This is a genomic window from Pseudomonas sp. P4_C4 (assembly GCF_056402055.1).
In genome coordinates this window covers 50,256-77,061 of sequence record NZ_JBFUID010000015.1, presented here as the reverse complement: position 1 = coordinate 77,061, position 26,806 = coordinate 50,256, and the positions used below count along the sequence as shown (strand labels likewise).

21 protein-coding genes are annotated in these 26,806 nt (G+C 60.4%); 4 read left to right on the top strand and 17 right to left on the bottom strand.

Annotated features, from left to right (window positions below; genetic code table 11):
• Positions 1-213 precede the first annotated feature (213 nt).
• Entirely contained in the window at positions 214-1,227 is a 1,014-nt protein-coding gene (locus AC1DXW_RS10575; protein ID WP_477759994.1) for an AI-2E family transporter, read from the top strand.
• Positions 1,228-1,341: 114 nt separating this feature from the next.
• On the opposite strand, the gene AC1DXW_RS10570 is transcribed toward AC1DXW_RS10575, so the two are convergent.
• Positions 1,342-2,616 (bottom strand): Hsp70 family protein, encoded by a 1,275-nt coding sequence (locus tag AC1DXW_RS10570; protein ID WP_477753460.1) that lies wholly within the window; start codon positions 2,614-2,616, stop codon positions 1,342-1,344.
• Between the two features lie 298 nt (positions 2,617-2,914).
• On the opposite strand from AC1DXW_RS10570, the gene AC1DXW_RS10565 reads away from it, so the two are divergent.
• The 3 genes from AC1DXW_RS10565 (at position 2,915) to AC1DXW_RS10555 (ending at position 9,622) form a co-directional block, all read left to right on the top strand.
• Positions 2,915-3,862, top strand: coding sequence for a DnaJ C-terminal domain-containing protein (locus AC1DXW_RS10565; protein ID WP_111284472.1), 948 nt, complete (start codon positions 2,915-2,917; stop codon positions 3,860-3,862).
• 23 nt (positions 3,863-3,885) lie between these two features.
• On the top strand, positions 3,886-4,191 hold the full coding sequence (locus AC1DXW_RS10560) for a chaperone modulator CbpM (RefSeq protein WP_477753459.1): 306 nt from the start codon (positions 3,886-3,888) through the stop codon (positions 4,189-4,191).
• Positions 4,192-4,534: 343 nt separating this feature from the next.
• Positions 4,535-9,622 (top strand): NEL-type E3 ubiquitin ligase domain-containing protein, encoded by a 5,088-nt coding sequence (locus AC1DXW_RS10555; protein WP_477753458.1) that lies wholly within the window; start codon positions 4,535-4,537, stop codon positions 9,620-9,622.
• Between the two features lie 44 nt (positions 9,623-9,666).
• On the opposite strand, the gene ureC is transcribed toward AC1DXW_RS10555, so the two are convergent.
• The 16 genes from ureC to AC1DXW_RS10475 form a co-directional block, all read right to left on the bottom strand.
• Positions 9,667-11,367 (bottom strand): urease subunit alpha, encoded by a 1,701-nt coding sequence (gene ureC / locus AC1DXW_RS10550; protein ID WP_477753457.1) that lies wholly within the window; start codon positions 11,365-11,367, stop codon positions 9,667-9,669.
• Between the two features lie 169 nt (positions 11,368-11,536).
• A complete protein-coding gene (locus AC1DXW_RS10545; RefSeq protein WP_477753484.1) occupies positions 11,537-11,845 on the bottom strand; it encodes an urease subunit beta in 309 nt (102 codons plus the stop codon).
• The gene (locus AC1DXW_RS10540) at positions 11,845-12,378 is read right to left on the bottom strand and encodes a GNAT family N-acetyltransferase (protein ID WP_477759993.1); all 534 of its coding nucleotides are present in this window, start codon (positions 12,376-12,378) and stop codon (positions 11,845-11,847) included. Before AC1DXW_RS10540 ends, AC1DXW_RS10545 begins: the two co-directional genes overlap by 1 nt.
• 6 nt (positions 12,379-12,384) lie before the next feature.
• Entirely contained in the window at positions 12,385-12,918 is a 534-nt protein-coding gene (locus AC1DXW_RS10535) for an N-acetyltransferase family protein (protein WP_477753269.1), read from the bottom strand.
• 9 nt (positions 12,919-12,927) lie between these two features.
• A complete protein-coding gene (ureA, locus tag AC1DXW_RS10530; protein WP_477753268.1) occupies positions 12,928-13,230 on the bottom strand; it encodes an urease subunit gamma in 303 nt (100 codons plus the stop codon).
• A gap of 174 nt (positions 13,231-13,404) precedes the next feature.
• Positions 13,405-14,244, bottom strand: a complete 840-nt coding sequence (locus tag AC1DXW_RS10525; protein WP_477759992.1) for an urease accessory protein UreD — start codon at positions 14,242-14,244, stop codon at positions 13,405-13,407.
• Positions 14,245-14,274: 30 nt separating this feature from the next.
• Positions 14,275-14,973, bottom strand: a complete 699-nt coding sequence (gene urtE, locus AC1DXW_RS10520; protein WP_477753266.1) for an urea ABC transporter ATP-binding subunit UrtE — start codon at positions 14,971-14,973, stop codon at positions 14,275-14,277.
• Between the two features lie 120 nt (positions 14,974-15,093).
• Positions 15,094-15,963, bottom strand: coding sequence for an urea ABC transporter ATP-binding protein UrtD (urtD, locus tag AC1DXW_RS10515; protein ID WP_477753265.1), 870 nt, complete (start codon positions 15,961-15,963; stop codon positions 15,094-15,096).
• Positions 15,960-17,039, bottom strand: a complete 1,080-nt coding sequence (gene urtC, locus AC1DXW_RS10510) for an urea ABC transporter permease subunit UrtC (protein WP_477753264.1) — start codon at positions 17,037-17,039, stop codon at positions 15,960-15,962. Before urtC ends, urtD begins: the two co-directional genes overlap by 4 nt.
• On the bottom strand, positions 17,039-18,541 hold the full coding sequence (gene urtB, locus AC1DXW_RS10505; protein WP_477753263.1) for an urea ABC transporter permease subunit UrtB: 1,503 nt from the start codon (positions 18,539-18,541) through the stop codon (positions 17,039-17,041). The genes urtC and urtB overlap by 1 nt, the downstream gene beginning before the upstream one ends.
• 163 nt (positions 18,542-18,704) lie before the next feature.
• A complete protein-coding gene (gene urtA / locus AC1DXW_RS10500; RefSeq protein WP_477753262.1) occupies positions 18,705-19,970 on the bottom strand; it encodes an urea ABC transporter substrate-binding protein in 1,266 nt (421 codons plus the stop codon).
• Between the two features lie 248 nt (positions 19,971-20,218).
• On the bottom strand, positions 20,219-21,229 hold the full coding sequence (locus AC1DXW_RS10495; protein WP_477753261.1) for a FecCD family ABC transporter permease: 1,011 nt from the start codon (positions 21,227-21,229) through the stop codon (positions 20,219-20,221).
• Positions 21,226-22,185, bottom strand: coding sequence for an ABC transporter substrate-binding protein (locus tag AC1DXW_RS10490; RefSeq protein WP_477753260.1), 960 nt, complete (start codon positions 22,183-22,185; stop codon positions 21,226-21,228). The genes AC1DXW_RS10495 and AC1DXW_RS10490 overlap by 4 nt, the downstream gene beginning before the upstream one ends.
• Positions 22,182-22,970, bottom strand: coding sequence for an ABC transporter ATP-binding protein (locus AC1DXW_RS10485; RefSeq protein ID WP_477753259.1), 789 nt, complete (start codon positions 22,968-22,970; stop codon positions 22,182-22,184). Before AC1DXW_RS10485 ends, AC1DXW_RS10490 begins: the two co-directional genes overlap by 4 nt.
• Positions 22,971-23,126: 156 nt before the next feature.
• A complete protein-coding gene (locus AC1DXW_RS10480) occupies positions 23,127-24,506 on the bottom strand; it encodes a PepSY-associated TM helix domain-containing protein (RefSeq protein WP_477753258.1) in 1,380 nt (459 codons plus the stop codon).
• Positions 24,507-24,636: 130 nt separating this feature from the next.
• Positions 24,637-26,754: a TonB-dependent copper receptor gene (locus AC1DXW_RS10475; RefSeq protein WP_477753257.1), complete on the bottom strand. Its 2,118-nt coding sequence runs from the start codon at positions 26,752-26,754 to the stop codon at positions 24,637-24,639.
• Positions 26,755-26,806 lie beyond the last annotated feature (52 nt).

The following is a 26,806-nucleotide window of genomic DNA, read 5'->3' as shown; positions in this document are numbered from 1 at the left end:
GCTGTGCTGGCCCCATCGCGAGCAAGCTCGCTCCCACAGTGGAACTGAGTACGCCGGACAAATGTGGGAGCGAGCTTGCTCGCGATGGGGCCGCAGAAGGCGCTGCAAAAAATCCTGAACCACCACTAAGGTCGCCCCACACAATCCCTAGTGCTCGCACCGGATCGCTGGCAGACTGCCAATCCTTTTTATGCCGTTCGTTTTTGAGGCTGTATGCCAACGTTTTCTCAGCGTCAAGTTTTGCTGGTCATCAGCTGGGTCATCATTTTTGGCGGGCTGCTGCTGGTCATCCCGCTGCGATTGCTGCCCAGCCTGCTCGCCGGGTTGCTGGTGTTCGAACTGGTCAACATGCTCACCCCGCAACTGCAACGGCTGATCGAAGGCCGGCGCGCGCGCTGGCTGGCGGTGGCCTTATTGGGGACGTTGATCGTCAGTGTGCTGACGCTGATCTTCGCCGGTGCCATCAGCTTCCTGCTGCACGAAGCAGAGAACCCCGGCGCTTCCCTCGATAAATTCATGGGCGTGGTCGACCGCGCGCGCGGACAACTGCCACCGTTCATCGACGCTTACCTGCCGGCCAGTGCCGCGGAGTTTCGAGTGGCGATTGGCGAGTGGGTGAGCAAGCACCTCAGTGATTTGCAACTGGTGGGCAAGGACGCGGCGCACATGTTCGTGACGCTGCTGATCGGCATGGTGCTCGGCGCGATTATCGCCTTGCAGCGCGTGCCGGATCTGACCAAACGCAAACCGCTGGCGGCGGCACTGTTCGATCGCCTGCACCTGTTGGTCCAGGCGTTTCGCAACATCGTGTTCGCCCAGATCAAGATCTCCCTGCTCAACACCGTCTTCACCGGGATTTTCCTGGCGGTGATCCTGCCGCTGTTCGGCATCAAGCTGCCGCTGACCAAAACCCTGATCGTGCTGACGTTCCTGCTCGGCCTGCTGCCGGTGATCGGCAACCTGATGTCGAACACCCTGATCACCATCGTCGGCCTGTCGCTGTCGATCTGGGTTGCCGTGGCGGCGCTGGGTTATCTGATTTTTATCCACAAGCTCGAATACTTCCTCAACGCGCGCATCGTCGGCGGGCAGATCAGTGCCAAGTCGTGGGAGTTGCTGCTGGCGATGCTGGTGTTCGAGGCCGCGTTCGGCCTGCCGGGAGTGGTGGCGGGGCCGATTTACTACGCGTATCTGAAGAGTGAGTTGAAGCAGGTGGGGATGGTTTGATCCGAAAGATGCAGGCTCTGGTCTGACGCTTTCGCTGGCAAGCCAGCTCCTGCAAGGGCGACGCAATCCTGTAGGAGCTGGCTTGCCAGCGAAGGGGGAACCACTGAATCTGGATCAGTCCATCGAGCCGTAACGCTTGGCCGCTTCAATCGCCAGACCACTGCCGATACTGCCAAAGATATTCCCTTCCACATGCCGCGCATTCGGCAACATCGCCGAAACACTGTTGCGCAGCGCCGGAATCCCGCTCGAGCCACCGGTGAAGAACACCGTATCGACCTGATCGACCCGCACATCGGCGTCTGCCAGCAGCTGGGTGACGCTGTTGCGCACCCGCTCCAGCAGGCTGTCGATGGCCGACTCGAACAGTGCACGGCTCAAGTCCACGCTCAGGCCCGCTTCAATGCGATCCAGTGGCACGTGACGGTTGTCGGCGTGGGTCAGCTGGATCTTGGTTTCTTCCACTTCCATGGCCAGCCAGTGCCCGGCGCGCTGTTCGATCAGCTTGAACAGGCGATCGATGCCGCCGGTGTCCTCGATGTCGTAGCGCATGCTGCCCAGGGCCAGTTGCGACTTCTGCGAGTAAACCGAGTTGATGGTGTGCCAGGTCGCCAGGTTCATGTGGTGGCTGGTGGGCATGTAGGCGCCGCTCTTCATGCGGCTGCCGTAGCCGAACAGCGGCATCAGGCCTTGCAGGCTGAGCTGTTTGTCGAAGTCGGTTCCGCCGATGTGCACACCGCCGGTGGCGAGGATGTCCTCGTGACGGTTATCCACACCCCGACGCTCCGGCGACAGGCGCACCAGCGAGAAGTCGGAGGTACCACCGCCGATGTCGACGATCAGTACCAGCTCTTCTTTCTCGATGGTCGACTCGTAGTCGAACGCGGCGGCAATCGGCTCGTACTGGAACGAGACTTCCTTGAAACCGATCTTGCGCGCCACGTCGACCAGGGTGTCTTCGGCTTCCTTGTCGGCCATCGGGTCATCGTCGACAAAAAACACCGGCCGACCCAGTACCACTTCTTCGAATTCCCGACCGGCGGCGGCTTCGGCGCGGCTCTTGAGCTGGCCGATGAACAGCCCGAGCAGGTCCTTGAACGGCATCGCCGTGCCCAGGACGCTGGTGTCGTGCTTGATCAGCTTGGAACCCAGCAGGCTCTTGAGCGAGCGCATCAGGCGGCCTTCGTAGCCTTCCAGGTACTCGTGCAGCGCCAGCCGGCCGTACACCGGGCGACGCTCCTCGATATTGAAGAAGACCACCGACGGCAGGGTGATCTTGTCGTCCTCCAGCGCGATCAGCGTTTCCACGCCGGGGCGCAGCCAGCCGACAGTGGAGTTGGACGTGCCAAAGTCGATACCCAAGGCACAGGCTGGAGATGCGTTGTTCATGTCTTTCAGGTTCCGGTTAAAAAACGGCCGCGCAGTGTATGTCAGAGCGCGCCAGATTCGAAGGCCGGTTATCTGCTAATTCTTCGCAGACAATGCCTTGAAAGATGGGGCATCCCCCCCAAACTACCCTGCATCAACCGGACAGCCGCGGGAGTGCTCGCAAGAAGCCCCGCCTGCTGCCGATAAACTTCTGCTGCGCTGCCCGGTCACAAATTTGAGATCGGTCAAACCAATGGCTGCAAACAAGCGCATGCTGTGGCCTGTGGCGCGATTCTGATAACGGATGGTGATTCCTTCGATGGACTTCAAAGACTATTACAAGATTCTCGGTGTGGAGCCGACCGCAGACGACAAGGCGATCAAGGCCGCCTATCGCAAGCTGGCGCGCAAATACCACCCCGACGTCAGCAAGGAAAAGGACGCCGAGGCCAAGTTCAAGGACGCCTCGGAAGCCTATGAAGCGCTGAAAAGCGCCGATAAACGCGCCGAATACGATGATTTGCGCCGCTATGGCCAGCACGGCCAGCCATTCCAGGGGCCACCGGGCTGGCAGAGCCGTGGCGGTTTCGGTGGTGGCGGCCAGGACACGGGCGATTTTTCGGACTTTTTCAGTTCGATATTCGGTAATCGTGGACCAGGCTTTGGTGGTGGTGGACAGTCGCGTCGCAGCACCGGACGCCGAGGGCAAGACGTGGAAATGGAGCTTGGGGTTTTTCTCGAAGAAACACTGTCGACCGAGTCGAAGAAGGTCACCTTCCAGGTACCGCAGTACAACGCGGCCGGCCAGCATGTGAGCAACACCAGCAAAAGCCTGAACGTGAAGATCCCCGCCGGCGTGAGCGACGGCGAGCGCATTCGCCTCAAGGGGCAGGGCGCTCCGGGCGTGGGTGGCGGCGCAAATGGCGACCTGTACCTGACGATCCGTTTTGCCCCGCACCCGAAATTCGATGTCGAAGGCGAGAACCTGATCATCACCTTGCCGCTGGCACCGTGGGAACTGGCACTGGGTGCCGAAGTCGCCGTGCCGACCCTGACCGGCAAGATCAACCTCAAGGTACCGGCGGGCAGCCAGAACGGCCAGCGCATGCGCGCCAAGGGCCATGGCCTGATGAACAAGGCCGGTGAGCGCGGTTACCTGTTCGTACAACTGAAGGCTGTCATGCCCAAGAAGTCCGACGATGACATCAAGGCCCTGTGGCAGGAACTGGCGAAAAAAGCCGCGTTCGATCCGAGAGAACACTTCTGAACCCAGACATGGAGTAGCCCGTCATGAGCAGCCCCCTGATCGTTCAACTGAACCTGGCAGAATTCTGTGAGGCGGCCGATTTGTCGGACGTCCATGTGATCGAAATCGTCGAACACGGCATCCTCGAACCTCAGGGCGCCCAGCCCAAGGACTGGCGATTCAACGATTATGAGCTGACCCTGGCCAAACGCGCCGTCAAGCTGCGGTGCGATCTGGAGCTGGAATGGGAAGGCGTCGCCCTGGCGCTGGACCTGCTTGAAGAGGTCCAGCAGCTGCGGGCGGAGAATCGAATGCTCAAACAGCGGTTGGGGCGGCTGCTGATCGAGTAAGAGTTCTGGTGTTTTTGTGTTGGCTGCCAGGTTGCTTTCGCAAGCAGGTGATTGCTGTGAACACAGGATTTGTGAACAGCACGATCCATTGCAGGAGCGAGCTTGCTCGCGATGAACGATAACGCGGTCCCCCTGCCTCATATTGTCCTGGGGAACACCACCGCCGATAAAAGCAGGCACATTCGTGGTTGTGTGGTGCGGTAAATAGATATTTTCGGCACCTGGATTTTCGAATGCACAGGGCTGTTTTTTGTACATTGAACCAACGATTATTTGCACTTTTGTTCACGGGACAAACGCATGACCATAGGGCCCCAATCAATGGTTTGAAGGTGTTCAAGACATGCCTGAATTGCAAGGAAGCAATCCAACAGGGCCGTCAAGTCCGGCAACAAAGGAAGACAACGGGGTTCATCACCAACGGATAAAACCGTTGATCCCCAAGGCGATTACCGAAGCACCACGGGCCAGGCTCCTGACGGCGGTGGATGTACAGCCGACGTTCCCCTCCTGGTATCTGAAAGCCCGACCGGTGGACCGCGACTATCTCAAGCAACTCATCGACGAGCGCTGGCGCCTGCAAGGGCGGCTGGACGAATTGCTCGGCGATTTACAGCACGATATCAAGGCCTTTGCCGAGCCGTTGCTCAAAACCCTGTTGCTCTCGAACTTCAACGAGCATGGCAATCCGAATGACCTGCAATTGCGCCTGTATGTGCCGAACAACATCGCCGGTGTAATCGATAACCAGGCCAGTACTATCCGTCGCTCCTCGCTGCTCGAAGCAGCGCTGCACAACTTCGAAGAGGATGAAACCCGTGATGATGCGTTTCGCAGCGGCTCCGCGGTGTTACGCAAGGACTTTCGTGGCGACCTGCGCGAGATCAAGGTCATCACCCCGCAAAAATTTGCGGCGCTGTGCCGACGCCTCGACATTGGCGGACAATACCAGACCCACATCAAGTCATTGCTCACCCCCGCAGATGCCAATGCCGCTCGCCTGCTCAAGGAGCATTCGATCGCCAGTGACAAAGCGGCCCTCAAACTGGCGTCGACGACGGCGTATCTCAAGGGCGATATCGGCCTGCACGGTTACGCAACGATCGGCGGATTGATCGACGGCAAGTCTGATATCCAGTGGTATGGCCGTCCGTTGCAAAGTCATCGTTTGTCGCTTATGGGCTGCCAGATGACCGGCGTTGTGCTGTTCAGTGCGGTGGCCGAACCTACAGCGGTCAAAAAGGCCATTGATGGCCTGACGCCCGATGCACGCAAGCATTGGCTTGATTTCTCCCGACGGGCAACGTCCTCGCTACCCAATGGCCTCGATACCTTTCGCCTGCTCAAGGCTTTTTTCGCCAACGGCCCGAAAGGCGTGGTGGAAGAGATGCTGCGCAAGGACGAAATCTACCGCCAGAATCGGCTGAGCGGGCATCTGATCGCCTGGGTACCGGATGACCCGGACCATCCGCTGAAGGAATATGCCTCGCTCACCGACTTCATGAAAACGCTGATCGGCCAACTGCGTGAAAGTGACTACCAGGGGTTTTTCAGTCGTTTTGTCGCACAGAAAGACAAGGCGATTTTTTTCAGCCGGGTTAATGAACGGCTCAAAACCATCACCTGGCAACAGCGCGAACCGCTGGATATGGGGCCATGGTGGCGAGAAACGCCGGTCGAAAACCCTGATGCGGAACCTGTCACTCATCTGATCAGCGACGACCTGTGGGACCGTCTGTTTCGTGAGCGCCGCGACAAAGCCATCGCCGATGCCCGATTGATCGCGGTGCCGACCGATGACGAAGACGCCAACGCTCGCTGGAAACGCCTGAGCGGCTATCTGGACATCGCCTGGAACGTGTTCAACTTTGGTGCAATGCTGGTGCCGGTGCTGGGGCCGGCCATGCTGGGCCTGATGGCCGCGCAATTGCTGGCGGAGCTGGTCGAGGGCATTGAAGACTGGAGCAAGGGTGACGTCGAAGAGGGCGCGGCGCACATCAACAGTTTCTTGCTCAACGGTGCGCAATTGGCCCTGATGTTCATTGGGCACGTGCTGCCCAAAGGCCCCACGCCGATCAGACCATCCCCCCTGATCGACAGCCTTAAACCGGTGGAACTGCCCAACGGAAAAACGCGTCTGATCAAACCCGATCATGCACCTTATGAGCACCGCCTGACGCTGCCCGAAACCGCAACGCCCGATGACCTCGGCGTCATCGAGCATGACGGGCGCAAAGTGCTGCCGCTCGAGGGCAAGCAATTCGTGCTCAAGGAGGATCCGCTCACCGGACAGCCTCGACTGCAACATCCCAGGCGGCCGGATGCCTATCAGCCGAACATCGAACACAACGGTGCTGGCGCCTGGCACACGGAGTTCGAACAACCGATGGAATGGGACAAGGGCAAGCTGTTGCGGCGTCTCGGTCCATCAGTGGATGGGATCAGTGACGAAGTGCTGGAGCAGGTGCGGCATGTCAGCGGTGTCGAGGAAGGCGTACTACGTCGTATGCATGTCGAAAATGATCCACCGGCGCCCTTGCTCATGGACACGCTGAAGCGCTTCAAGGCTTACGCGGACGCCGACAAGCTCAGTGCGCAAATCCTGAATGGTCAGGTGCCGCAGGAACTGTCGGAGAAAGTGACGGGGTTTGTTACTGCGTTACATGGCTGGCCAGAATCCAGGGCCCTGGTGCTGAAAGCCGATGCCGCTTCGGGCCGACCGTCACTGAATTTCGGTGCAGCTGAGGCTACGCCTGAAAATACCCTCAACATTTCCCGGGCCGATGTTTGCGAAGGCCGACTGCCGACACGAGTGGTTGACGCCCTCAGCGAGGCGCAATTGCAGGACTGGTTCGGCAGTGAAGTTGCGAAAGAACGCTCGGCGCGTATTGCCGAGCTGCAAAAACGCATCGCTCGCCAGGCGCAAGACAGCCAAAAAACACTGTTCGATACGTTGTACGAGGCCCGGGAAACCACCAGCGATGCACGGATAAACCTGCTGAAGCGGGATTTTCCGGAGCTGTCGAACGCCGCCGCACAAGCCCTGCTGGACGATGCCGCTGAAGCCGAGTTGTTGAAGTTGACCCGAAACAGACGGATCCCGTTGCGCTTGCGCGAAATGGCGCGCAAGTCTGTGTTCGGCTTGCGTTTGAGTCGCGCCTATGAAGGGCTTTATCTAGACGGATTGAGCAATGCCGACACCGACCGGCTGGCGCTGCATACCCTGGCAAACTGGCCGAAATGGCCAAAGGAGATGCGCATCGAAGTCCGTGCGTTCTCCTTCACCGGCGCACTGCATGACAGCGTTGGTCCGGTCGATGCCTCGGTGCGCAAGGTGTTGGTCATGCGCGAAGACGGGCGCTATGAAGCTTACGACCATGAGGGTGGCCATCTGCATGGAGCGGACGATCTGCACGGGGCATTGCTGCATGCCTTGCCCGATGCCGACCGCAAAACGCTGGGGTTTGAGATCAATCAGGGGGCGCAACTGCGTCAGGCTGTTAAACAATCGCCGCTGTCACACGACACGTTCTCGAAAACCCTGCTGGATCATCCGATACGCAAGCCTGCTTACGACCCGCAGGTCATGCGTTTGCGTGGCGGAATGCGCCCTTACAGGATGTACTCACAAGACACGGATCTTTTGCGATTTCGCACAGAAACACTCTATCCAGGCCTGGATGACAGTCAGGTACAGGCGCTTCTGAACGATTTTGGTGATTGGGCCAACCAGCGACTGACTGCGTTGGAAACCGAGTTCAACCGCTTCAATGATTCAATGCGTCGTTGGGTCAACCAACCTACCCAATCCTGGCGCCTTACAGCCGACGGAGCCGCGGAGTGGCAATCCAGAACCGATCTCTACGCGAAACTCCGCCGCTGCTGGCAGCGCACCGGACCGGCGGGCGTTGAGGCCCCCGGAATCGTGGCGCCGCAAGCATTGAATCTGGATGGTTTCCCTCTGGACAGGCATTTGGCGACGATACCTGAACTGGCGGCCAGTTTTGATCACGTCACCGAACTCAGTCTGAACAACGTACGACTGCGTAATGAACAGGTCGGATTCCTGCGGCCATTCCGGCAATTGCGCCAGTTGAACATGACGCAAAACAGATTGACCCTGTTTCCTCAAGAGATCGGCAACATGCGCCAGCTGACTCATCTGGTGCTCAGCGATAACAACATCTCCCTGGACAACGAGGGGATCGCCCACCTCAGGGGACTGACCCGCTTGCGCCTGTTGCGTCTGGACAACAACCCGTTGCGCTTGCCGCCTGATGTCAGTCGTATGCCCAGCTTGCAGGCGATAACCCTTGAACATTGCCAGCTCAATACCTGGCCCACGGGTTACTTTGGCCGGAATCGCCCGCGCAGCATTTATCTGAACCTTGAGTTCAACGTGCTCACGCAAATTCCCGAAATGGCGCCCGGTTCCTTCCGCGCGGAGTTGCTGGCGCGCACATTCTTTACTCGTGAGGAGGGCTGGATTTCGCCCGAGAACCTTGAACGGGTGCGCACGTACATCGAATCGATCGGTCTGGACCCTGATCGAGCCTATCCCCCACGCAGTGTTCTCGACAGTTCCGAATGGGGAGAAGGGCTGAGCAACGCAGAATGGAATGCGAAACAGGAGATCTGGGACAACGTCGAAGACGAGTATGGCTCGCTGCCGTTTTTCAATAGAATCCGGCGCTTGACCGAGTCCTATGATTTCAAGGCCGACGACAAAAGTTATCGTACCGAACTCACCGCCAAAGTTTGGCGCATGCTCGAGGCCATGGCCGAAAGAACCGAGTTACGGGAAAAGCTGTTTGCCGAGGCGACCAGCACCACCAACTGTGTCGATGGCGGCACTCAGTTGTTCAATGCCATGGGCGTCGAGGTATTAGTGCACGAGGCCCGTGCATTGGCCAATCCGGGGCTGGTGGAAGCCGAGCTGCTGCAACTGGCGAGGGGCAAGTCGCGTCTGGACGAACTGGGCAGGATTGCCCGCGAGCGTGTTGCTGAGCGCTTGCGGGCCGGAGAAACCTTTTATCGCCCCGGAACTGAAGGTGGAACCATCGATGAAGTCGAGGTGCATTTGGCTTACATGACGGATCTGGCGGAACGCCTGGATCTGCCATGGCAAGCGCGAGGCATGCAGTTTCGGGCTATTTCCAAGGTGAGCAAGGAGATGATCGAGGCGGCCTGCCAACGTGTGCTGGCTCTGGAAGAAGGGGGGTTGCTGACTGAGCGGATCCTTGAGCAACCGATCTGGCAAACCTTCATGGAAACGACCTATCGGCAGGAATTCGATGCCCTCAAGCTGAGGCTGGAAAACGCTGAGGATGAAGACATATTTCAGGCCATCAAGGCGCTCGAAAAAACGTTGACCCGGCAGGCTCTGGGCCGAGCCAAACTGGACAAGGTGAACACCAAAATCGGTAGCTGACCCGCAAGCCCCGAACGCCTGGCGTCCGGGGCTTCTTTCATTGCTCAGAACAGGAAATAGCGCTGGGCCATCGGCAAGCTTTCCGCCGGCTCACACCACAGCAATACGCCGTCAGCCTTGACCTGATAGGTCTGCGGATCGACGTCAATATTCGGCAGGTAGTCGTTGTGGATCAGGTCGGTTTTCTGCACGTCGCGGCAACCTTTGACCACGGCGATTTTTTTCTTCAAACCCAAGGCTTCAGGCAGTCCGGCCTTCTGTGCAGCCTGGCTGATAAAGGTCATGCTGGTGGCGTGCAGCGAACCGCCGAAGCTGGCGAACATCGGGCGGTAATGCACCGGTTGTGGCGTCGGGATAGAGGCATTGGCGTCGCCCATCAGGCTGGCCGCAATGGCACCACCCTTGAGAATCAGCGTCGGTTTCACGCCGAAAAACGCCGGGCGCCAGAGCACCAGATCGGCCCATTTACCCACTTCCACCGAGCCGACTTCATGGCTGATGCCGTGGGTGATCGCCGGGTTGATGGTGTATTTGGCGATGTAGCGCTTGGCGCGGAAGTTGTCGTTGCCTTCGCCGTCAGCGGGCAATGGGCCACGCTGCTTTTTCATTTTGTCGGCGGTCTGCCAGGTGCGCGTGATGACTTCGCCGACGCGGCCCATGGCCTGGCTGTCGGAGCTGATCATCGAGAACGCGCCGAGGTCGTGGAGGATGTCTTCGGCGGCAATCGTCTCGCGACGAATGCGGCTTTCGGCGAAGGCCACGTCTTCGGCAATGCTCGGGTCGAGGTGGTGGCAGACCATCAGCATGTCGAGGTGTTCGTCGATGGTGTTGCGGGTGAACGGCCGGGTCGGGTTGGTGGAGCTCGGTAGTACGTTGGCAAAACCGCAGGCCTTGATGATGTCCGGCGCGTGACCGCCACCGGCACCTTCGGTGTGATAGGTGTGAATGGTGCGGCCCTTGAAGGCGGCGAGGGTGGTTTCGACGAAGCCCGACTCGTTGAGGGTGTCGGTGTGGATCGCCACCTGCACATCGTACTGATCGGCCACGCTCAGGCAATTGTCGATGCTCGCCGGCGTGGTGCCCCAGTCTTCGTGGAGCTTGAGGCCGATGGCGCCGGCCTTGACCTGTTCGATCAACGGCTCCGGCAGGCTGGCGTTACCCTTGCCGGTCAGGCCGATGTTCATCGGGAACGCGTCGGCAGCCTGAAGCATGCGCGCCAGGTGCCATGGCCCGGAGGTGCACGTGGTCGCATTGGTGCCGGTGGCCGGCCCGGTGCCGCCGCCGATCATGGTGGTAACGCCGCTCATCAACGCCTCTTCGATCTGCTGTGGGCAGATGAAGTGGATGTGGGTATCGATGCCGCCGGCGGTGAGGATCATGCCTTCACCGGCGATCACTTCAGTGCTGGCGCCAATGGCGATGTTGACGTTGGGCTGGATGTCCGGGTTGCCGGCCTTGCCGATCGCCGCGATGCGCCCGTCCTTGAGGCCGACATCGGCCTTGACGATGCCCCAGTGATCGATGATCAGCGCGTTGGTGATCAGGGTATCGACGACCTCGGCGGCCAGTAACTGGCTCTGACCCTGGCCGTCGCGGATGACTTTGCCGCCACCGAATTTCACTTCTTCGCCGTAGGTGGTGAAGTCCTGTTCCACTTCGATCCACAACTCGGTATCGGCCAGGCGAACCTTGTCACCGACGGTGGGACCGAACATGTCGGCGTAGGCTTGTCTTGAGATTTTCATGCGCTTGCCTTGGGATTCAATTGATTTGGAGACCGCTCGCATTACTCGCTATCGCAGCCTCGCTGCGCTCGGCAGCTCCTACGGGTGTTCACACAGCATTCGCGCGCCCGGTCCCTGTAGGAGCTGTCGAGCGAAGCGAGGCTGCGATCTTTTGGGAGCACCGCATTTGTCAGTCGAGGTCACCCATGATTCGCCCGGCAAAGCCGAACACCCGACGATGCCCCGCCAAATCCACCAACTCCACCTCACGGGTCTGCCCCGGTTCGAAACGCACCGCCGTGCCAGCCGGGATGTTCAGGCGCATACCACGACTGGCGTTGCGGTCGAACGACAGCGCGTCGTTGGTTTCGAAAAAGTGGTAATGCGAGCCGACCTGGATCGGCCGATCACCACTGTTGGCCACTTTCAGACTGATCGTGCGCCGACCGACGTTGAGCTCGATCTCGCCTGGCTGGATCTGGTATTCACCGGGAATCATCAATGGGCTCCTTGGAGAATCTTGTAGTAGAGGGCAGTCGGCTTATAGCGGCCGCTCGGGTCGCAGGCGTAATCGGGAATTTCACCGGCGCGGGTATAGCCCAGCGATTGGTAGAAGTCTTCGGCGGGCGAGCCGGCTTCGGTGTCGAGATAAAGCATTCCGCGCTTGTGCTGCAGGGCGGCCGCCTCCAGGGCACTCATCAGTTGCTGGCCCAGACCGCGACGCCGCGCATGTTCGCGCACCAGCAGCTTCTGCACTTCGGCGCGGTTCAGGCCGTTGGCTTTCTGGCACAAACCCAACTGCACGCTGGCCTGGACCTGTTCGTCCTTGACCACCACCCACAGCAACACATTGCCCTTGTTCAGGTTCTCCTGAACCTCATCGAAATACGCACGCGCCTGGATGGCATCGAGTTCAGCCATGAAGCCGACACTGGCGCCATAGCCGACGGCATCGAGCAGCAGGTCGATCAGGCCCTGACGATAATGCGCAAAGCTTTCTACGTTGACGCGTCGCAGTTGGGCGGCGTTCATCGGGGATTACTCCTGGTTGATGCTTGGCGGCTGCGCGCCGGGATTCAGGGTCAGTTGCATGAAGGTCAGGTCCAGCCAGCGACCGAACTTGGTGCCGACCTGCGGCATTTGCCCGGTGGTGATAAAGCCGATGCGCTCATGCAAGCGAATGGAGGCAGCGTTAGCGCTTTCGATAGCCGCGACCATCACGTGCTTGTCGCAGCCTTTGGCGCGTTCGATCAGCGCTTGCATCAGTTGCGGGCCGAGGCCGTTGCCGCGCTGGTCGCTGCGCACATAGACCGAGTGCTCGACGGTGTGGCGGAAACCGTCGAAGGGCCGCCAGTCGCCGAACGAGGCGTACCCGAGCACCGTGTCGTCGGCATCGACGATCACCAGAATCGGATAAGCCTGGGATTGCCGGGCGTTGAACCAGGCCTGGCGGTTGTCGAGGTCGACCGCGTGCTCGTTCCAGATCGCCGTGGTGTTGAGCACCGCGTCGTTGTAGATGTCGCGGATGGCCGGCAGATCGGCATGCACGGCATCGCGGATGTGGTAAGTCATGGCGCGGCCTCAGGCGATGGGTTGGTGGACGGTGACCAGTTTGGTGCCGTCGGGGAAGGTGGCCTCGACCTGGACTTCCGGGATCATTTCCGGGATTCCTTCCATCACTTGTTCGCGGGTCAGCAGGGTGGTTCCGAAGTGCATCAGCTCGGCCACCGTCTGCCCGTCGCGTGCGCCTTCAAGCAGCGCGGCGCAGATGTAGGCCATGGCTTCCGGGTAATTGAGTTTCACGCCGCGAGCCAAACGCCGCTCGGCCACCAGGCCTGCGGTGAAGATCAGCAGCTTGTCTTTTTCGCGTGGGGTCAGGTCCATCGTTTGAGATCCATAATCGGCAGTTAAAAAGGTGTCAAATCTTGCAACCCACAGGACTGTAGGAGCTGACGAGTGCAACGAGGCTGCGATCTTTTGATCCCGGTCTTTCCCGTGCCGCTGAAGATCAAGATCAAAAGATCGCAGCCTTCGGCAGCTCCTACAGGGTATGCATACTCAGGTGCTCCATATTCTGGGGGGGACCGCTTCGCGACCGAGCAACGCCGGCCTGAGCAGTCGCCACAATTCAATCAGCCATCCCCGCGCCAACAGCGCTTCACTGGCCAGGCATCGGGCAACCAGCAACCCCGGCAATTGGGTCAAATCCCCGCGCACGTCGTCGGGCAGCGAGCGGCAGGTTTCCAGCAGTTCGCTATCGATCTCACCCGTCACCAACAACGTCGCAAACACCGGTTGCCCGTCCAGCCCGATGGGCGAATCGAGCAAGCCGTCCGCCCCGACAACGCGCTGGCGTTCATGCCAGAGCAACTGGCCGTCGCGGCGGATATCCAGATGTGCCTGGAAGTGCCCAAGGTCGAAGCGCTCGCCACTGGCCGGCCGGCCCAGCGCCACGACGTCCCAATAGAACAGCCGTGCATCGCCTTCAAGGTCGATGCAGGTGCTGAGTTCAGCCTGGGCCGCGCTGAAAATGATCGTCTCCTGGGGCAGCCATTCCAGTGTCGCACCGGCTGCCACCTTCAACTTCAGCTGCTGATAGGCGGGGCCGGCGGCGCGATACCACTTGGCCGCGCCGGGGCTGGTGATTTGTGCCCAGGCATCGCGCTCGACGCGGGCTGAAATATCCAGCCGATCACCGCCGGCAATCCCGCCTGGCGGGTGGACGATGATGTGTTGGCAGACTTCAGGCCCTTCGGCATACAGATGCTTCTGTACCCGCAGCGGGCCCAAGTGGCGGCGCTGGACCGGACGTGTGCTATCGCCGAAGCGGGCGTAACCCAGCTCCAGCTCGGCGTGCCAGCTCGGGGTGAACAGCGTTGTTTGGGCAGGTAAATTCATGATTTCTAATTATCGTTAGGTCGCTAAAGATTAGATCGTAACCAGACCGCGCACACCCTCGGCTTCCATATTTTCTCCGCGACCCTGTTGCACGATCTCGCCTCGGGACATCACCAGGTACTGGTCAGCCAGTTCGGCGGCGAAATCGTAGAACTGCTCCACCAGCAGAATCGCCATGTCGCCCCGGGCTGCGAGTTTTTTGATCACGGCACCGATCTCCTTGATTACCGACGGCTGGATGCCTTCGGTGGGCTCGTCGAGGATCAGCAGACGAGGGCGGCTGGCCAGCGCCCGGCCAATGGCCAGTTGCTGTTGCTGGCCACCGGACAGGTCGCCGCCGCGCCGTTGCTTCATTTGCAGCAGCACCGGGAACAGTTCGTAGATGAAGGCAGGGACTTCCCTGGCTTCGCTGCCGGGAAAGCGCGACAGCCCCATCAGCAGGTTTTCTTCCACGGTCAGGCGGCCGAAGATTTCCCGGCCCTGCGGTACGTAAGCGATGCCGGCATGCACACGCTGGTGCGGCTTGAACGTAGTGATCGGTTTACCTTCCCAGTTCACTGCGCCCTCCTTGGGCGGCAGCAAACCCATCAGGCATTTGAGCAGGGTGGTCTTGCCTACGCCGTTACGCCCGAGCAGGCAGGTGACTTCGCCGACCTTCACGTCAAATGTCAGGCCGCGCAGGATGTGGCTTCCGCCGTAATACTGGTGCAGTTTGTCGACTTGCAGCATTTTCAAATACTCCTCAAATCCCCGTAGGAGCTGCCGAAGGCTGCGATCTTTTGATCTTCAAAAGACAGATCAAAAGATCGCAGCCTCGTTTCACTCGACAGCTCCTACAAGGGATACAAATCAGCGACCGAGATACACCTCGATCACCCGCTCGTTGTCCTGCACCTGCTCCAGTGATCCTTCGGCCAGCACACTGCCCTGATGCAGCACAGTAACGTGGTCGGCAATCGAACCGACGAAGCCCATATCGTGCTCCACCACCATCAGCGAGTGCTTGCCGGCCAGGGTCTTGAACAGTTCGGCGGTGAATTCGGTTTCAGCATCGGTCATGCCCGCGACCGGTTCGTCGAGCAGCAGCAATTGCGGGTCCTGCATCAACAACATGCCGATCTCCAGGAACTGCTTCTGGCCGTGGGACAACAGGCCCGCCGGGCGATTGACCGAGGAAGTCAGGCGAATGGTCTCCAGCACTTCGTCGATGCGGTTTTTCTGCTCGCCGTTCAAGCGCGCCCGCAGGCTGGCCCAAACGGATTTGTCGGTTTTCTGCGCCAGTTCCAGGTTCTCGAACACCGTCAGGGCTTCGAACACCGTTGGCTTCTGGAACTTGCGGCCGATACCCGCCTGGGCGATCTGCACTTCGCTCATTTGCGTCAGGTCCAGGGTTTCGCCGTACCAGGCCTTGCCGTGACTGGGACGGGTCTTGCCGGTGATCACGTCCATCAGCGTAGTCTTGCCCGCGCCGTTGGGGCCAATGATGCAGCGCAGTTCGCCGACGCCGATGTACAGGTTCAGATTGTTCAGCGCGCGGAAGCCGTCGAAGCTGACGCTGATGTCTTCCAGGGTCAGGATGGTGCCGTGGCGGGTGTTGAGGCCGGGGCCGACACGCTGGCCGAGGCCGATGGCATCGCGGCTGCTGCCGGCATCCTTGTTGGGCTCCACAGGAAAAAAAGCCGGTTCGAGCATGAATTCAGCGGTTGCAGTGATTCTCATTGCTCACCTCTTTTCTTCAACAGGCCGATCACACCCTTGGGCAGGTACAGGGTCACGACGATGAACAGCGCGCCGAGGAAGAACAGCCAGTACTCGGGGAAGGCCACGGTGAACCAGCTCTTCATGCCGTTGACCACGCCGGCGCCGAGTAGCGGACCGATCAAGGTGCCGCGACCGCCAAGGGCCACCCACACCGCGGCTTCGATGGAGTTGGTCGGCGACATCTCGCTCGGGTTGATGATCCCCACTTGCGGCACGTACAGCGCACCGGCCAGGCCACACAACACCGCGCTCAACACCCAGACAAACAGCTTGAACCCGCGCGGATCGTAGCCGCAGAACATCAGGCGGTTTTCCGCATCGCGCAACGCGGTCAGTACCCGGCCGAACTTGCTCTGCGCCAGGCGCCAGCCGATGAACAGGCTCGCCACCAGCAACAGCACGGTGGCGAAAAACAGCACCGCGCGGGTGCCCGGTTCCGTGATGCCGAAGCCAAGAATGGTGCGGAAGTTGGTGAAGCCGTTGTTGCCGCCAAACCCGGTTTCGTTGCGGAAGAACAGCAACATGCCGGCGAAGGTCAGGGCCTGGGTCATGATCGAGAAATACACGCCCTTGATCCGCGAACGAAAGGCGAAGAAGCCGAACACCAACGCCAGTAACCCCGGCGCCAATACCACCAGGCACAGGGTCCAGAGGAAGCTGCTGGTGCCGGTCCAGAACCATGGCATTTCGGTCCACGACAGGAACGTCATGAACGCCGGCAAACCATCGCCCGAGGCCTGGCGCATCAGGTACATGCCCATGGCATAACCACCGAGGGCGAAGAACAGGCCGTGGCCGAGGGACAGCAGGCCGGCATAACCCCAGACCAGATCGAGCGCCAGTGCGACGATGGCGTAGCAAAGAATCTTGCCCACCAGCGTTAGCGTGTAGGCGGAGACATGCAGCGTACTGTCCGCCGGTAACAGCGACAGCAGCGGCAATGCCAGCAACAGAACGAGGATCACCACACCGACGGCAATCGTGACTTTAGGGCCGGCCTTTTGTGTGGCATTGAGCATCAGGGGCTGGTTCATCAGTCGATCACCCGTCCTTTGAGTGCGAAGAGGCCTTGCGGACGTTTCTGGATGAACAGAATGATCAGCGCGAGGATGAGGATCTTGCCGAGCACGGCACCGATCTGCGGTTCGAGAATCTTGTTGGCGATCCCTAAGCCAAACGCCGCCAGTACGCTACCGGCCAACTGACCGACACCGCCGAGCACCACCACCAGGAACGAGTCGATGATGTAGCTCTGGCCGAGGTCCGGGCCGACGTTGCCGATCTGGCTGAGGGCCACGCCACCGAGGCCGGCGATGCCCGAGCCGAGGCCAAAGGCAAGCATGTCCACGCGTCCGGTCGGGACGCCGCAGCAGGCGGCCATGTTGCGGTTCTGGGTGACTGCGCGCACGTTGAGACCCAGGCGAGTCTTGTTCAGCAACAGCCACGTGAGCACCACCACAAACAAGGCAAAGGCAATGATGACGATGCGGTTATAGGGCAGCACGAGATTGGGCAGTACTTGAATTCCGCCCGACAGCCAGGCCGGGTTAGCCACTTCGACGTTCTGGGCGCCGAACACCAGTCGAACCAGTTGGATCAGCATGAGGCTGATGCCCCAGGTGGCGAGCAGGGTTTCCAGTGGCCGTCCATAGAGGTGGCGAATCACCGTGCGCTCCAGCGCCATGCCGATGGCAGCGGTGACGAAAAACGCCACGGGCAGCGCGATCAGCGGATAGAACTCGATGGCCTGCGGAGCCAAGCGCTGGAACATCAGTTGCACCACATAGGTCGAGTAGGCGCCGAGCATCAGCATCTCACCGTGGGCCATGTTGATCACGCCGAGCAGGCCGAAAGTGATCGCCAGACCGAGGGCGGCGAGCAGCAGAATCGAGCCCAGCGACATACCGCTGAATGCCTGGCCGAGCATCTCGCCGACCAGCAGTTTGCGTTTGACTTGAGCGAGGCTGGTTTCGGCCGCAGTGCGTACATTGGCATCGGCTTCAACGTCAGGTTCGAGCAAGCCTTCGAGGCGGGTGCGGGCCAGCGGGTCGCCGGTTTCGCCGAGCAAGCGCACAGCGGCCAGTCGTACAGCCGGGTCGGCATCCACCAGTTGCAGGTTGGCCAGGGCGAGGCTCAATGCTGCGTGAACGTGTTCGTCCTGTTCGCTGGCGAGTTGCTGATCGAGGAATTTCAACTGCGCCGGCTTGGCGCTTTTTTGCAGTTGCTGCGCGGCGGCCAGACGGATTTTGGTGTCGGTGGCGAGCAACTGATGACTGGCCAGGGCCGTGTCGATCAGACCCCGCAGGCGGTTGTTCAGGCGCAGGTTTTTTGGTTGGCCGTCGATGGTCAATTCGCCTTGTTGCAGGGCGTTGATCAACTCGATACGGGCCGGATCGGGTTGTGCGGCCCAGGCTTCCAGCAGTCTGGCTTGCTGCGCGGGATTGGCGGTGACGAAGTCTTCGGCGTCACCGGCGTGGGCGGCCATCGGCAACAGCATTGCAATGGTCAAGATGAAGCGATAAAGGGCGGTGGGCATAAATAGTCGCCTTGACGCGGACATTGTGGGAGCGAGCTTGCTCGCGATAGCGGTGGTTCAGTCACAGAAATGTTGAATGTTCCGCCCTCATCGCGAGCAAGCTCGCTCCCACAGGGATTTTTGTCGGGCTCGAAAAGTGTCTTCAAGCCCGACACCCAATGGCTTAGTTGCTCTTCACCGCATACTCCGGCTTCTTGTCGTTGCCCGGGATGAACGGGCTCCACGGCTGGGCGCGGATTGGGCCTTCGGTCTGCCACACCACGTTGAACTGACCGTCAGACTGGATTTCGCCGATCATCACCGGCTTGTGCAGGTGGTGGTTGGTCTTGTCCATGGTCAGGGTGTAGCCGGACGGCGCGGCAAAGGTCTGGCCGGCCAGGGCTTCGCGGACTTTGTCGACGTCGGTGGATTTGGCTTTTTCCGCCGCTTGCGCCCACATGTGGATGCCGACATAAGTGGCCTCCATCGGGTCGTTGGTCACCGCCTTGTCGGCGCCCGGCAGGTTGTGTTTCTTCGCGTAGACTTTCCAGTCATCGACGAACTTCTTGTTCACCGGGTTCTCGACCGATTCGAAGTAGTTCCACGCCGCCAGGTTACCCACCAGTGGCTTGGTGTCGATGCCGCGCAGTTCTTCTTCGCCGACCGAGAACGCCACGACCGGAACGTCGGTGGCTTTCAGGCCCTGGTTGGCCAGTTCTTTATAGAACGGCACGTTGGAGTCGCCGTTGACGGTGGAGATAACCGCGGTCTTGCCGCCCGCCGAGAATTTTTTGATGTTGGCGACGATGGTCTGGTAGTCGCTATGACCGAACGGGGTGTAAACCTCTTCGATGTCCTTGTCGGCCACGCCTTTGGAGTGCAGGAACGAACGCAGGATCTTGTTGGTGGTGCGCGGGTAGACGTAATCGGTGCCGAGCAGGAAGTAGCGTTTGGCACTGCCGCCTTCTTCGCTCATCAGGTATTCAACGGCAGGGATCGCCTGCTGGTTCGGCGCAGCGCCGGTGTAGAAGACGTTTGGCGACATTTCTTCGCCTTCATATTGCACCGGGTAGAACAGCAAGCCGTTGAGTTCTTCGAACACCGGCAGTACCGATTTGCGCGACACGGAAGTCCAGCAACCAAACACCACGGCGACCTTGTCCTGGGTCAGCAACTGACGACCCTTCTCGGCGAACAGCGGCCAGTTCGAGGCCGGGTCGACCACCACCGGCTCGAGCATCTTGCCGTTCACGCCGCCCTTGGCATTGATCTCGTCGATGGTCATCAGCGCCATGTCTTTCAACGACGTTTCGGAGATCGCCATGGTTCCGGACAACGAATGCAGAATACCGACCTTGATGGTCTCGGCGGCCTGGACGGTCCAGGTCATGCCCATCGCGGCAATGGATGCCGAGAGTGTGAAAGCCTTGATCAAGCTGCGACGCTTCATTGTGCGATCTCCATGAACGTTAAAGTTTTTTATGGTTGGCAGATGCGGACTACTGAAGGTGTGTTTTGCAAGGGCTGTGCCCGGTCGGCAAAAGGCAGGGAAACGTCGTTCCAGAGCGGTTGCACGGTTCTCAAGCGCACCATGAGAGGACATGGTCAGTGGTCTGGTGCGCTGAGGTGCGTCACATTGGGGCGCGGATTTTATGAGCAACACAAATCAAATGTGGGGGCGGGCTTGATCTGTGTGAATCAGCGGCGGCGCATCAGGCCGATGAAGAACAACCCGCCAATCGCAGCGGTGGCGACGCCGATAGGAAGGTCTTCCGGAGCGATCAGTGTCCGGGCGGCGACGTCGACCCAAACGAGGAATACACTGCCGAGCACCACGCACACCGGCAGCACACGTCGGTGTTCGGCCCCGACCAGACGCCGCGCAATGTGCGGCACCATCAGCCCGACAAAACCGATCGAGCCGCTGATCGACACCAGCACCCCGGTCATCAGTGACGCAATCAAAAACACCCGCAGGCGCACGGTGCGCGCATTCAGGCCCAGGGTCACCGCCGTCTGTTCACCGGCCATCAACGCATTCAGCGGTCGCGCCATACCCAACAGCAAAATCAGTCCGAGCAACACACTGGCTGTCGGCACCGCCAGCAGCTCCCAGCGTGCCAACCCGAGCCCGCCGAGCATCCAGAACATCACCGCCGAACTGGCACGATGGTCGCCCAGGAACAGCAGTAAATTGGCAATCGCCATCATCACGAATGACACCGCCACACCGCATAACAACAAACGATCACTGTCGAGGCGACCGTGGCGACTGGCGATCATCAGCACCACCAGCATGCTCAGCAATGCACCGATAAATGCCGCGATTGGCAAGCTCAGCCGGCCAGCGATCTCACCGACATGCAGCACCACAATCACTGCGCCCAACGTCGCACCGGACGTGACGCCGAGTAAATGCGGGTCAGCCAAGGGGTTGCGCGTGACCGCTTGCAGCACCGCGCCGATCAATGCCAGGCCGGCGCCCACCAGCGCGCCGAGCAGCATGCGCGGGACGCGGATCAGCCAGACGATATACTCTTGTCCGGGGTTCCAGTCCGGCACAGCTAATCCGAACAGTTTGTACAACAGGATGCGCCACACCACGTCCACCGGCACCCGTGCCGGGCCGAAACCCAGGGACACCACGCACGACACCAGCAACAGCGCACCGAGGGCGATCAACAACAGGGCGTAGCGACGGTTGATCATTCGCCGTGGAAACCCTTGGCCAGGGTTGCGACCGCCAGCGCGTTATCGATCCCCGGCGTGGCCTGCACGTAAGGAATGACGATGAAGCGCCGGTGCTTGATCGCATCCACCGATTGCAGGGCTTTGTTGTCCAGCAGAAATTGAATCTTCTGCTCTGCGGTGACTTCGCTGTAGTCGACGATCACGATCACCTGCGGATTGCGCTCGACCACGGTTTCCCAATTGACCCGGGTCCAGCTCGCGTCGACATCCTCCAGAACATTGCGCCCGCCAGCGGCGTCGATCAGTGCTTGCGGCATGCCCAGGCGCCCCGAGGTCATGGCCCGGTCTTCGCCGCTGTCGTACAGGAAGACCCGCGGTTTTTCCGCGGGCAGGCCTTTACCAATGTCCGCCACTTGCGCCTGCATGTTGGCGATCAGGGCATTGGCGCGGTCCTGTATGTCGAAGATTCTGCCGAGGTTTCGCAGGTCGTTATAGGTGTCTTCGAGGCTGGCCGGTGGACGCTTCATCACGAAGGCGCAGGACTCGCTCAGCTCATACACATTGATGCCCAGCGGTTGCAGGGTTTGTGGCGTGAGATCGCCGCCGATACGCATACCGTAGTCCCAGCCGGCGAAGAAGAAATCGACGTTGGCATTGAGCAGGGTTTCCACCGACGGGTACTTGGCCGCCAGTTCCGGCAGGCCTTCGAGAATGCTGTGCATCTCGGGCGTCACGGCCTTCCAGCCACTGATGCCGCTGTAACCGGCCATTTGTGGTTTGAGGCCGAGGGCGAGCATCATCTGGGTCATGTTGATGTCGTGGCTGAGGGCGTGTTGCGGTGCCTGCTTGAAGGTCACCTCGCGGTTGCAGCTTTTGATTGTCAGCGGGTAACGGGTGGCTTCGGCCAATGCCTGGGTGCAGCCCAGCAGCATCACGAGAGAGAGGCCGCAGCGCAGCAGGGAACGCAAAGTCATGGTTGGGTTATCCAGGTGATTCGTGGGTAGCCGTGCAGTGGATGCTCATCGATCAGCGCTTCGACGCCGAACACATTGCGCAGCAGCGCAGCCGTCAGGACTTCTTTCGGTGTGCCGCTGGCGACGATACGACCATGGTTGATCACGTACAGCCGATCACAAAAAGCCGCCGCCAGATTGAGGTCGTGGATGCTCGCCAGGGTGCCGATGTTCAAGCGCTTGACCAGCTTCAAAAGCTCAAGCTGATAACGCGGATCGAGGTGGTTGGTTGGCTCGTCGAGTATCAGCAACTGTGGTTGCTGAGCCAGTGCGCGGGCGAGGATGACCCGCTGTTTTTCACCACCGGAGAGGGTGGCGAAGCCGTGGTTTTCGAAGCCCTTGAGACCGACAGATTCCAGGGCCTGATTGATAAGATCGCGGTCTTCAAGGGTGTCGCCATCGAACAAGCCTTTGTGCGGCGTGCGGCCCATGGCGACCACTTCCTCGACGGTCAGGCCGAAGGCGTCGGGGAACTCTTGCAAGACCACGGCGATGCGTTGCGCGCACCAGCGCGAGGATTGCTTCCAGACGTTGTGGTGATCGAGTCTGACCTCACCGCTTTGCGGTTTGCTGAAGCGCCAGGCACAACGCAACAGGCTGGTCTTGCCACTGCCGTTGGGGCCGATCAGCCCGACGAACTCACCGGCAGCCACGTGTAGCGAGGCATCACGGAGCTGGAACTGATGGTGGCAATGGCCGTGGCCCAGTGGGGACCAGGTGAGGTTTGTGAGGTTCAGCGAGGACATGCAGTGACTCTTGAGGTGATGCCAAGGGCCCCATCGCGAGCAAGCTCGCTCCCACAGGTCTTACGCAATCCCTGTGGGAGCGAGCTTGCTCGCGATGGGGCTGAGGTGATGCGCGGGGAGTTTACAGTGCCTTTCGCCCCGCGCATCTCGCCTGTTTCAAGATGAAGATGAGGCGCTTTCAGTCTGCCGGGTGAAACGCGACAGCAGTACACGATCCAGCACCCACACTACCACCAGCGAAGCGCCCACCAATGGAAAGGCCACCGCCAGGGCGAACATGATCACCATCGCGGTTTTCCATTTCGGCAGGTCATGGCGCAGCGGCGGTACGCCGAGTTTTCCTTGCGGACGGCGCTTCCACCAGATCACCACGCCACTGACGGCGCTGAGCAAAATCATCAGGCAGATCAGCAACACCACGATCTGATTGAACACACCGAACATCTTGCCTTCGTGCAGCATCACGCCGATTTCCGTGGCGCGGGCGACGGTGCCGTAGTGCTCGAAACGTACATCGGCCAGGACCTTGCCGGTGTATTGATCGATGTGCAGCGTGGCGTCATTGCGCGGGTCGTCGGCGAACACGGCGATGGTGAATACGCCGGTCGCGGTGGTCGGCAGGGTGATGCTGTAACCCGGTTCGACCTTGCGTTCGCTGGCGATGTTTTGTACGTCCTGCAGGCGGATCAACGGCGAGGCCGGGCCGGCCGACGCTCCATCGTGAGCCATGTGTTCGGCATGGTCGCCGGACATCGGCATCGGCGTGTTTTCCATGGCCCACGGCACGGTCTGGCGGGTCGCGGTGTTGAGGCTGCGCGCCTCGACATCGGACTTCGGTACGTCATCCCACATGGCCGCCGGGAACACGTTCCACACTTCGGCGTATTGCTTGCCCCAGAAGCCGGTCCAGGTCATGCCGCTGAGCAGCATCACCAGCAGCAGGGACGCGCCCCAGAACCCGGTGACGGCGTGCAGGTCACGCCACAATATGCGACCGCGACTGTTCAGGCGCGGCCACAAGATGCCTGCCGCCTGACCACGCGGCCACCACAGGAAAATCCCGGACACCACCAGCACTACGCCCCAACCGGCGGCCAGTTCGATCAGCCGATCGCCAACAGTGCCGATCATCAGCTCACCGTGAATCGCTCGGGCAATGGCTTGCAGATTCTTCTTGGCGTCTTGCTCACCGAGGATGTCGCCGTGGTAGGGGTCGACGAAAACGTTCAGCTCCTTGCCATCGTTGAGCACGACAAACTGCGCGCTACGCTCGGCGTTGACCGGCGGCAGGTATTGGGTGACCTGGCCTTGTGGGTAAGCCGTTTTCACCCGCGTCAGCAGGTCGTCGGCCGGGACGATGTGATGACCGGACGGGACGTTGAACAGGCTGCTGTACATCAGCGAATCGAGCTGCGGTTTGAACAGGTAGATGATGCCGGTCAGGGCCAGCATCACCATGAATGGCGCAACGAACAATCCGGCATAGAAATGCCAGCGCCACGCCAGGTTGTAGAAGTTCACTTTGGGCTGTTTCATCGGTTGTGCTCCGCTTGGCGAATCAATTGTTTGTAAAAGATCGCAGCCTCGTTTCACTCGACAGCTCCTACAGGGCGTACGCGCTCCAATGTAGGAGCTGGCGAAGCCTGCGATCTTTTGACTTTTTTTGTTAGAAACTCATGTCCACCTTGGTCCAGAGCGTGCGCCCCGGTTCCTTGATGGCTTGCGGGTCATTGGCGGGGTAGCCGAAACCGGCGTTGCCGGCCAGGTTCAAGTGCTCGGCGTAAGCCTTGCCGAACAGGTTGTCGACGCCGCTGCTGACCTTCCAGTTGCTGTTGATCCGATAGGCACCGTTGAGGGAGAACACGCCGAAGCCCGGCGTCTTGCCGAAATCCTTGCCGACCACGTTGCCCTTGTTCTGGTCGATGCGGTTTTGCGCGGCGACCACTCTCCACAGTGCGCCGGCGCTCCAGTTGTCTTCGCTGTAGGTCAGGCCGAAACGGGCATCCAGCGGCGGCATCTGCGGCAACGGATTACCATCGCTGCTGTTCTTGCCCCAGGCGTAGGCCAGGGCCGCGTCGGCGTTCCAGTTGTCGGTGAAGTTGTAAGCGGCGCCCAGTTCGCCGCCCATGATTCGCGCGTCGATGTTTTCGGCTTGCGAGGTCGTACCCATTATTGTCGGGGTGTAGTTGAACAGGATGTAATCGCGAACCTGTCCGACGTAAGCCGAGGCCCAGGCTTCGATTTTTTCGGTCTTGTATTGCAGGCCGAAATCGAGCTGGGTGGTTTTTTCCGGTTTGATCGAATCGAAGGCATTCACCGAACCGACGGGGCCGGATTTGGGTGAAAACAGCTCCCAGTAATCCGGGAATCGCTGGGTGTGACCTATGCCTGCATACAAGGTGGTCGGGCTGTCGGCCAGGTCATGCTCGTAGCGGATGAAGCCGCTGGGCAGGGTATCGGCGCGGGTGTCGTCGGCGGTCGGATTCGGGCGGGTCATCATGCCCGAGCCGGTGGTCTGCCGATAATCCTTGGCCGAGGCGCGGTCCAGGCGCGCGCCGCTGATCAGGCGGTCACGGTCGGCGGCGTACCAGGTCAGTTCGCCGAACACACCGTAGTTATGGAAGTCGGCATCCTTGGTGTACGGCAGGTCCTTGTAGGTGTCGACCCCCATGGCGCTGCGCTGGCGATGTTCGTTGGTCTGCGCGTCGATGCCGCTGATCAGTTGCACATCGGCCCAGCGCCAGGTGGCCTTGATCCGTGCGCCGAGGGTACGGCGGTCGACGTTGGAGGCCATGGGGCCAGCCATCATCCCGGTGCCGGACGGCGTGCGCAGGGTGTAGTTGTCCATCACATGGTCGGCGTAGTTGTAGTAGACCTGCGCCTCGACCTTGTCCAGCACCTCGTCGATGTTGGATTGTTCGAAGCGCAGGCCGAGGCTTTCGCGCAGGAACTGCGAACCGTCCATGCTGCGCCCGGCGTAGCGGGCTTCACCATCGCCACGGCCGGCGGTCAGTTCCAGCAAGGTGTCGGTATTCGGCGTCCAGCCGACGGCCACGTCGCCGTTCCATTTGTCATAGCGCGACGGCACGGTGTCGTTGTTGCCGTCCTGGTAGTCGTCGGAGTGCGCGGTGTTGCCAATGACCCGCACGTAACCCGACTGACCGCCCGCTGCGGCGTCCACCAGTTTGTCGAAACGGCCGTAGGAGCCGGCCAGCACGCTGGCGTTGACCCGTGTGCCGAGTTCGCCGAAGTGCTCCGGTTCGCGGTCGAACAGGATAGTGCCAGCCGAGGAACCCGGCCCCCACAATACGGTTTGCGGGCCTTTGATTACGGTGAGTTTGTCGTAGGTTTCCGGCGAGATATAGGAAGTCGGAGCGTCCATGCGGCCCGGGCAGGCACCGAGCATCATGCCGCCGTTGGTGAGGATGTTCAGCCGCGAGCCGAACATGCCCCGCAGCACCGGGTCGCCATTGGTGCCGCCGTTGCGCACCATGGCAAAGCCCGGGATGGTCTTCAGGTAATCGGCGCCATCGCTGGCCGGCACCGGTTGGCGCGGGTCCTTGGGGTTGGTGACGATGGTCAAGGGCGAGCTGGGGGCAACGGCGGTAATCACCGTCGGGCTCAATTCTTCACTGTGACCGGCATGGTCATCGGCGAGCGCAGAGGGCGCCAGCAAGGCACCGCACAGGATCGCAGTGGCGTGCCTGAAACGAACGCCGGATTCGTTCAGGGCATAAGAGGCTTGGGCATGGCTCAAGCATGGGACAGCAGAAAACCTGGACATGACAATTTCCATCGAACAGTCGTAAACGACACGGCCGGCAGCCTGAAGCTGT

Coding starts and splice junctions, on each gene's coding strand:
- ureC (WP_477753457.1), bottom strand. CDS start 11,367: ATGAAAATCTCAAGACAAGCCTACGCCGACATGTTCGGTCCCACCGTC.
- AC1DXW_RS10575 (WP_477759994.1), top strand. CDS start 214: ATGCCAACGTTTTCTCAGCGTCAAGTTTTGCTGGTCATCAGCTGGGTC.
- urtB (WP_477753263.1), bottom strand. CDS start 18,541: ATGCCCACCGCCCTTTATCGCTTCATCTTGACCATTGCAATGCTGTTG.
- ureA (WP_477753268.1), bottom strand. CDS start 13,230: ATGGACCTGACCCCACGCGAAAAAGACAAGCTGCTGATCTTCACCGCA.
- urtC (WP_477753264.1), bottom strand. CDS start 17,039: ATGAACCAGCCCCTGATGCTCAATGCCACACAAAAGGCCGGCCCTAAA.
- AC1DXW_RS10570 (WP_477753460.1), bottom strand. CDS start 2,616: ATGAACAACGCATCTCCAGCCTGTGCCTTGGGTATCGACTTTGGCACG.
- AC1DXW_RS10545 (WP_477753484.1), bottom strand. CDS start 11,845: ATGATTCCCGGTGAATACCAGATCCAGCCAGGCGAGATCGAGCTCAAC.
- AC1DXW_RS10525 (WP_477759992.1), bottom strand. CDS start 14,244: ATGAATTTACCTGCCCAAACAACGCTGTTCACCCCGAGCTGGCACGCC.
- AC1DXW_RS10555 (WP_477753458.1), top strand. CDS start 4,535: ATGCCTGAATTGCAAGGAAGCAATCCAACAGGGCCGTCAAGTCCGGCA.
- AC1DXW_RS10480 (WP_477753258.1), bottom strand. CDS start 24,506: ATGAAACAGCCCAAAGTGAACTTCTACAACCTGGCGTGGCGCTGGCAT.
- AC1DXW_RS10485 (WP_477753259.1), bottom strand. CDS start 22,970: ATGTCCTCGCTGAACCTCACAAACCTCACCTGGTCCCCACTGGGCCAC.
- AC1DXW_RS10475 (WP_477753257.1), bottom strand. CDS start 26,754: ATGTCCAGGTTTTCTGCTGTCCCATGCTTGAGCCATGCCCAAGCCTCT.
- AC1DXW_RS10565 (WP_111284472.1), top strand. CDS start 2,915: ATGGACTTCAAAGACTATTACAAGATTCTCGGTGTGGAGCCGACCGCA.
- AC1DXW_RS10490 (WP_477753260.1), bottom strand. CDS start 22,185: ATGACTTTGCGTTCCCTGCTGCGCTGCGGCCTCTCTCTCGTGATGCTG.
- AC1DXW_RS10540 (WP_477759993.1), bottom strand. CDS start 12,378: ATGAACGCCGCCCAACTGCGACGCGTCAACGTAGAAAGCTTTGCGCAT.
- AC1DXW_RS10495 (WP_477753261.1), bottom strand. CDS start 21,229: ATGATCAACCGTCGCTACGCCCTGTTGTTGATCGCCCTCGGTGCGCTG.
- urtA (WP_477753262.1), bottom strand. CDS start 19,970: ATGAAGCGTCGCAGCTTGATCAAGGCTTTCACACTCTCGGCATCCATT.
- urtE (WP_477753266.1), bottom strand. CDS start 14,973: ATGCTGCAAGTCGACAAACTGCACCAGTATTACGGCGGAAGCCACATC.
- AC1DXW_RS10560 (WP_477753459.1), top strand. CDS start 3,886: ATGAGCAGCCCCCTGATCGTTCAACTGAACCTGGCAGAATTCTGTGAG.
- AC1DXW_RS10535 (WP_477753269.1), bottom strand. CDS start 12,918: ATGACTTACCACATCCGCGATGCCGTGCATGCCGATCTGCCGGCCATC.
- urtD (WP_477753265.1), bottom strand. CDS start 15,963: ATGAGAATCACTGCAACCGCTGAATTCATGCTCGAACCGGCTTTTTTT.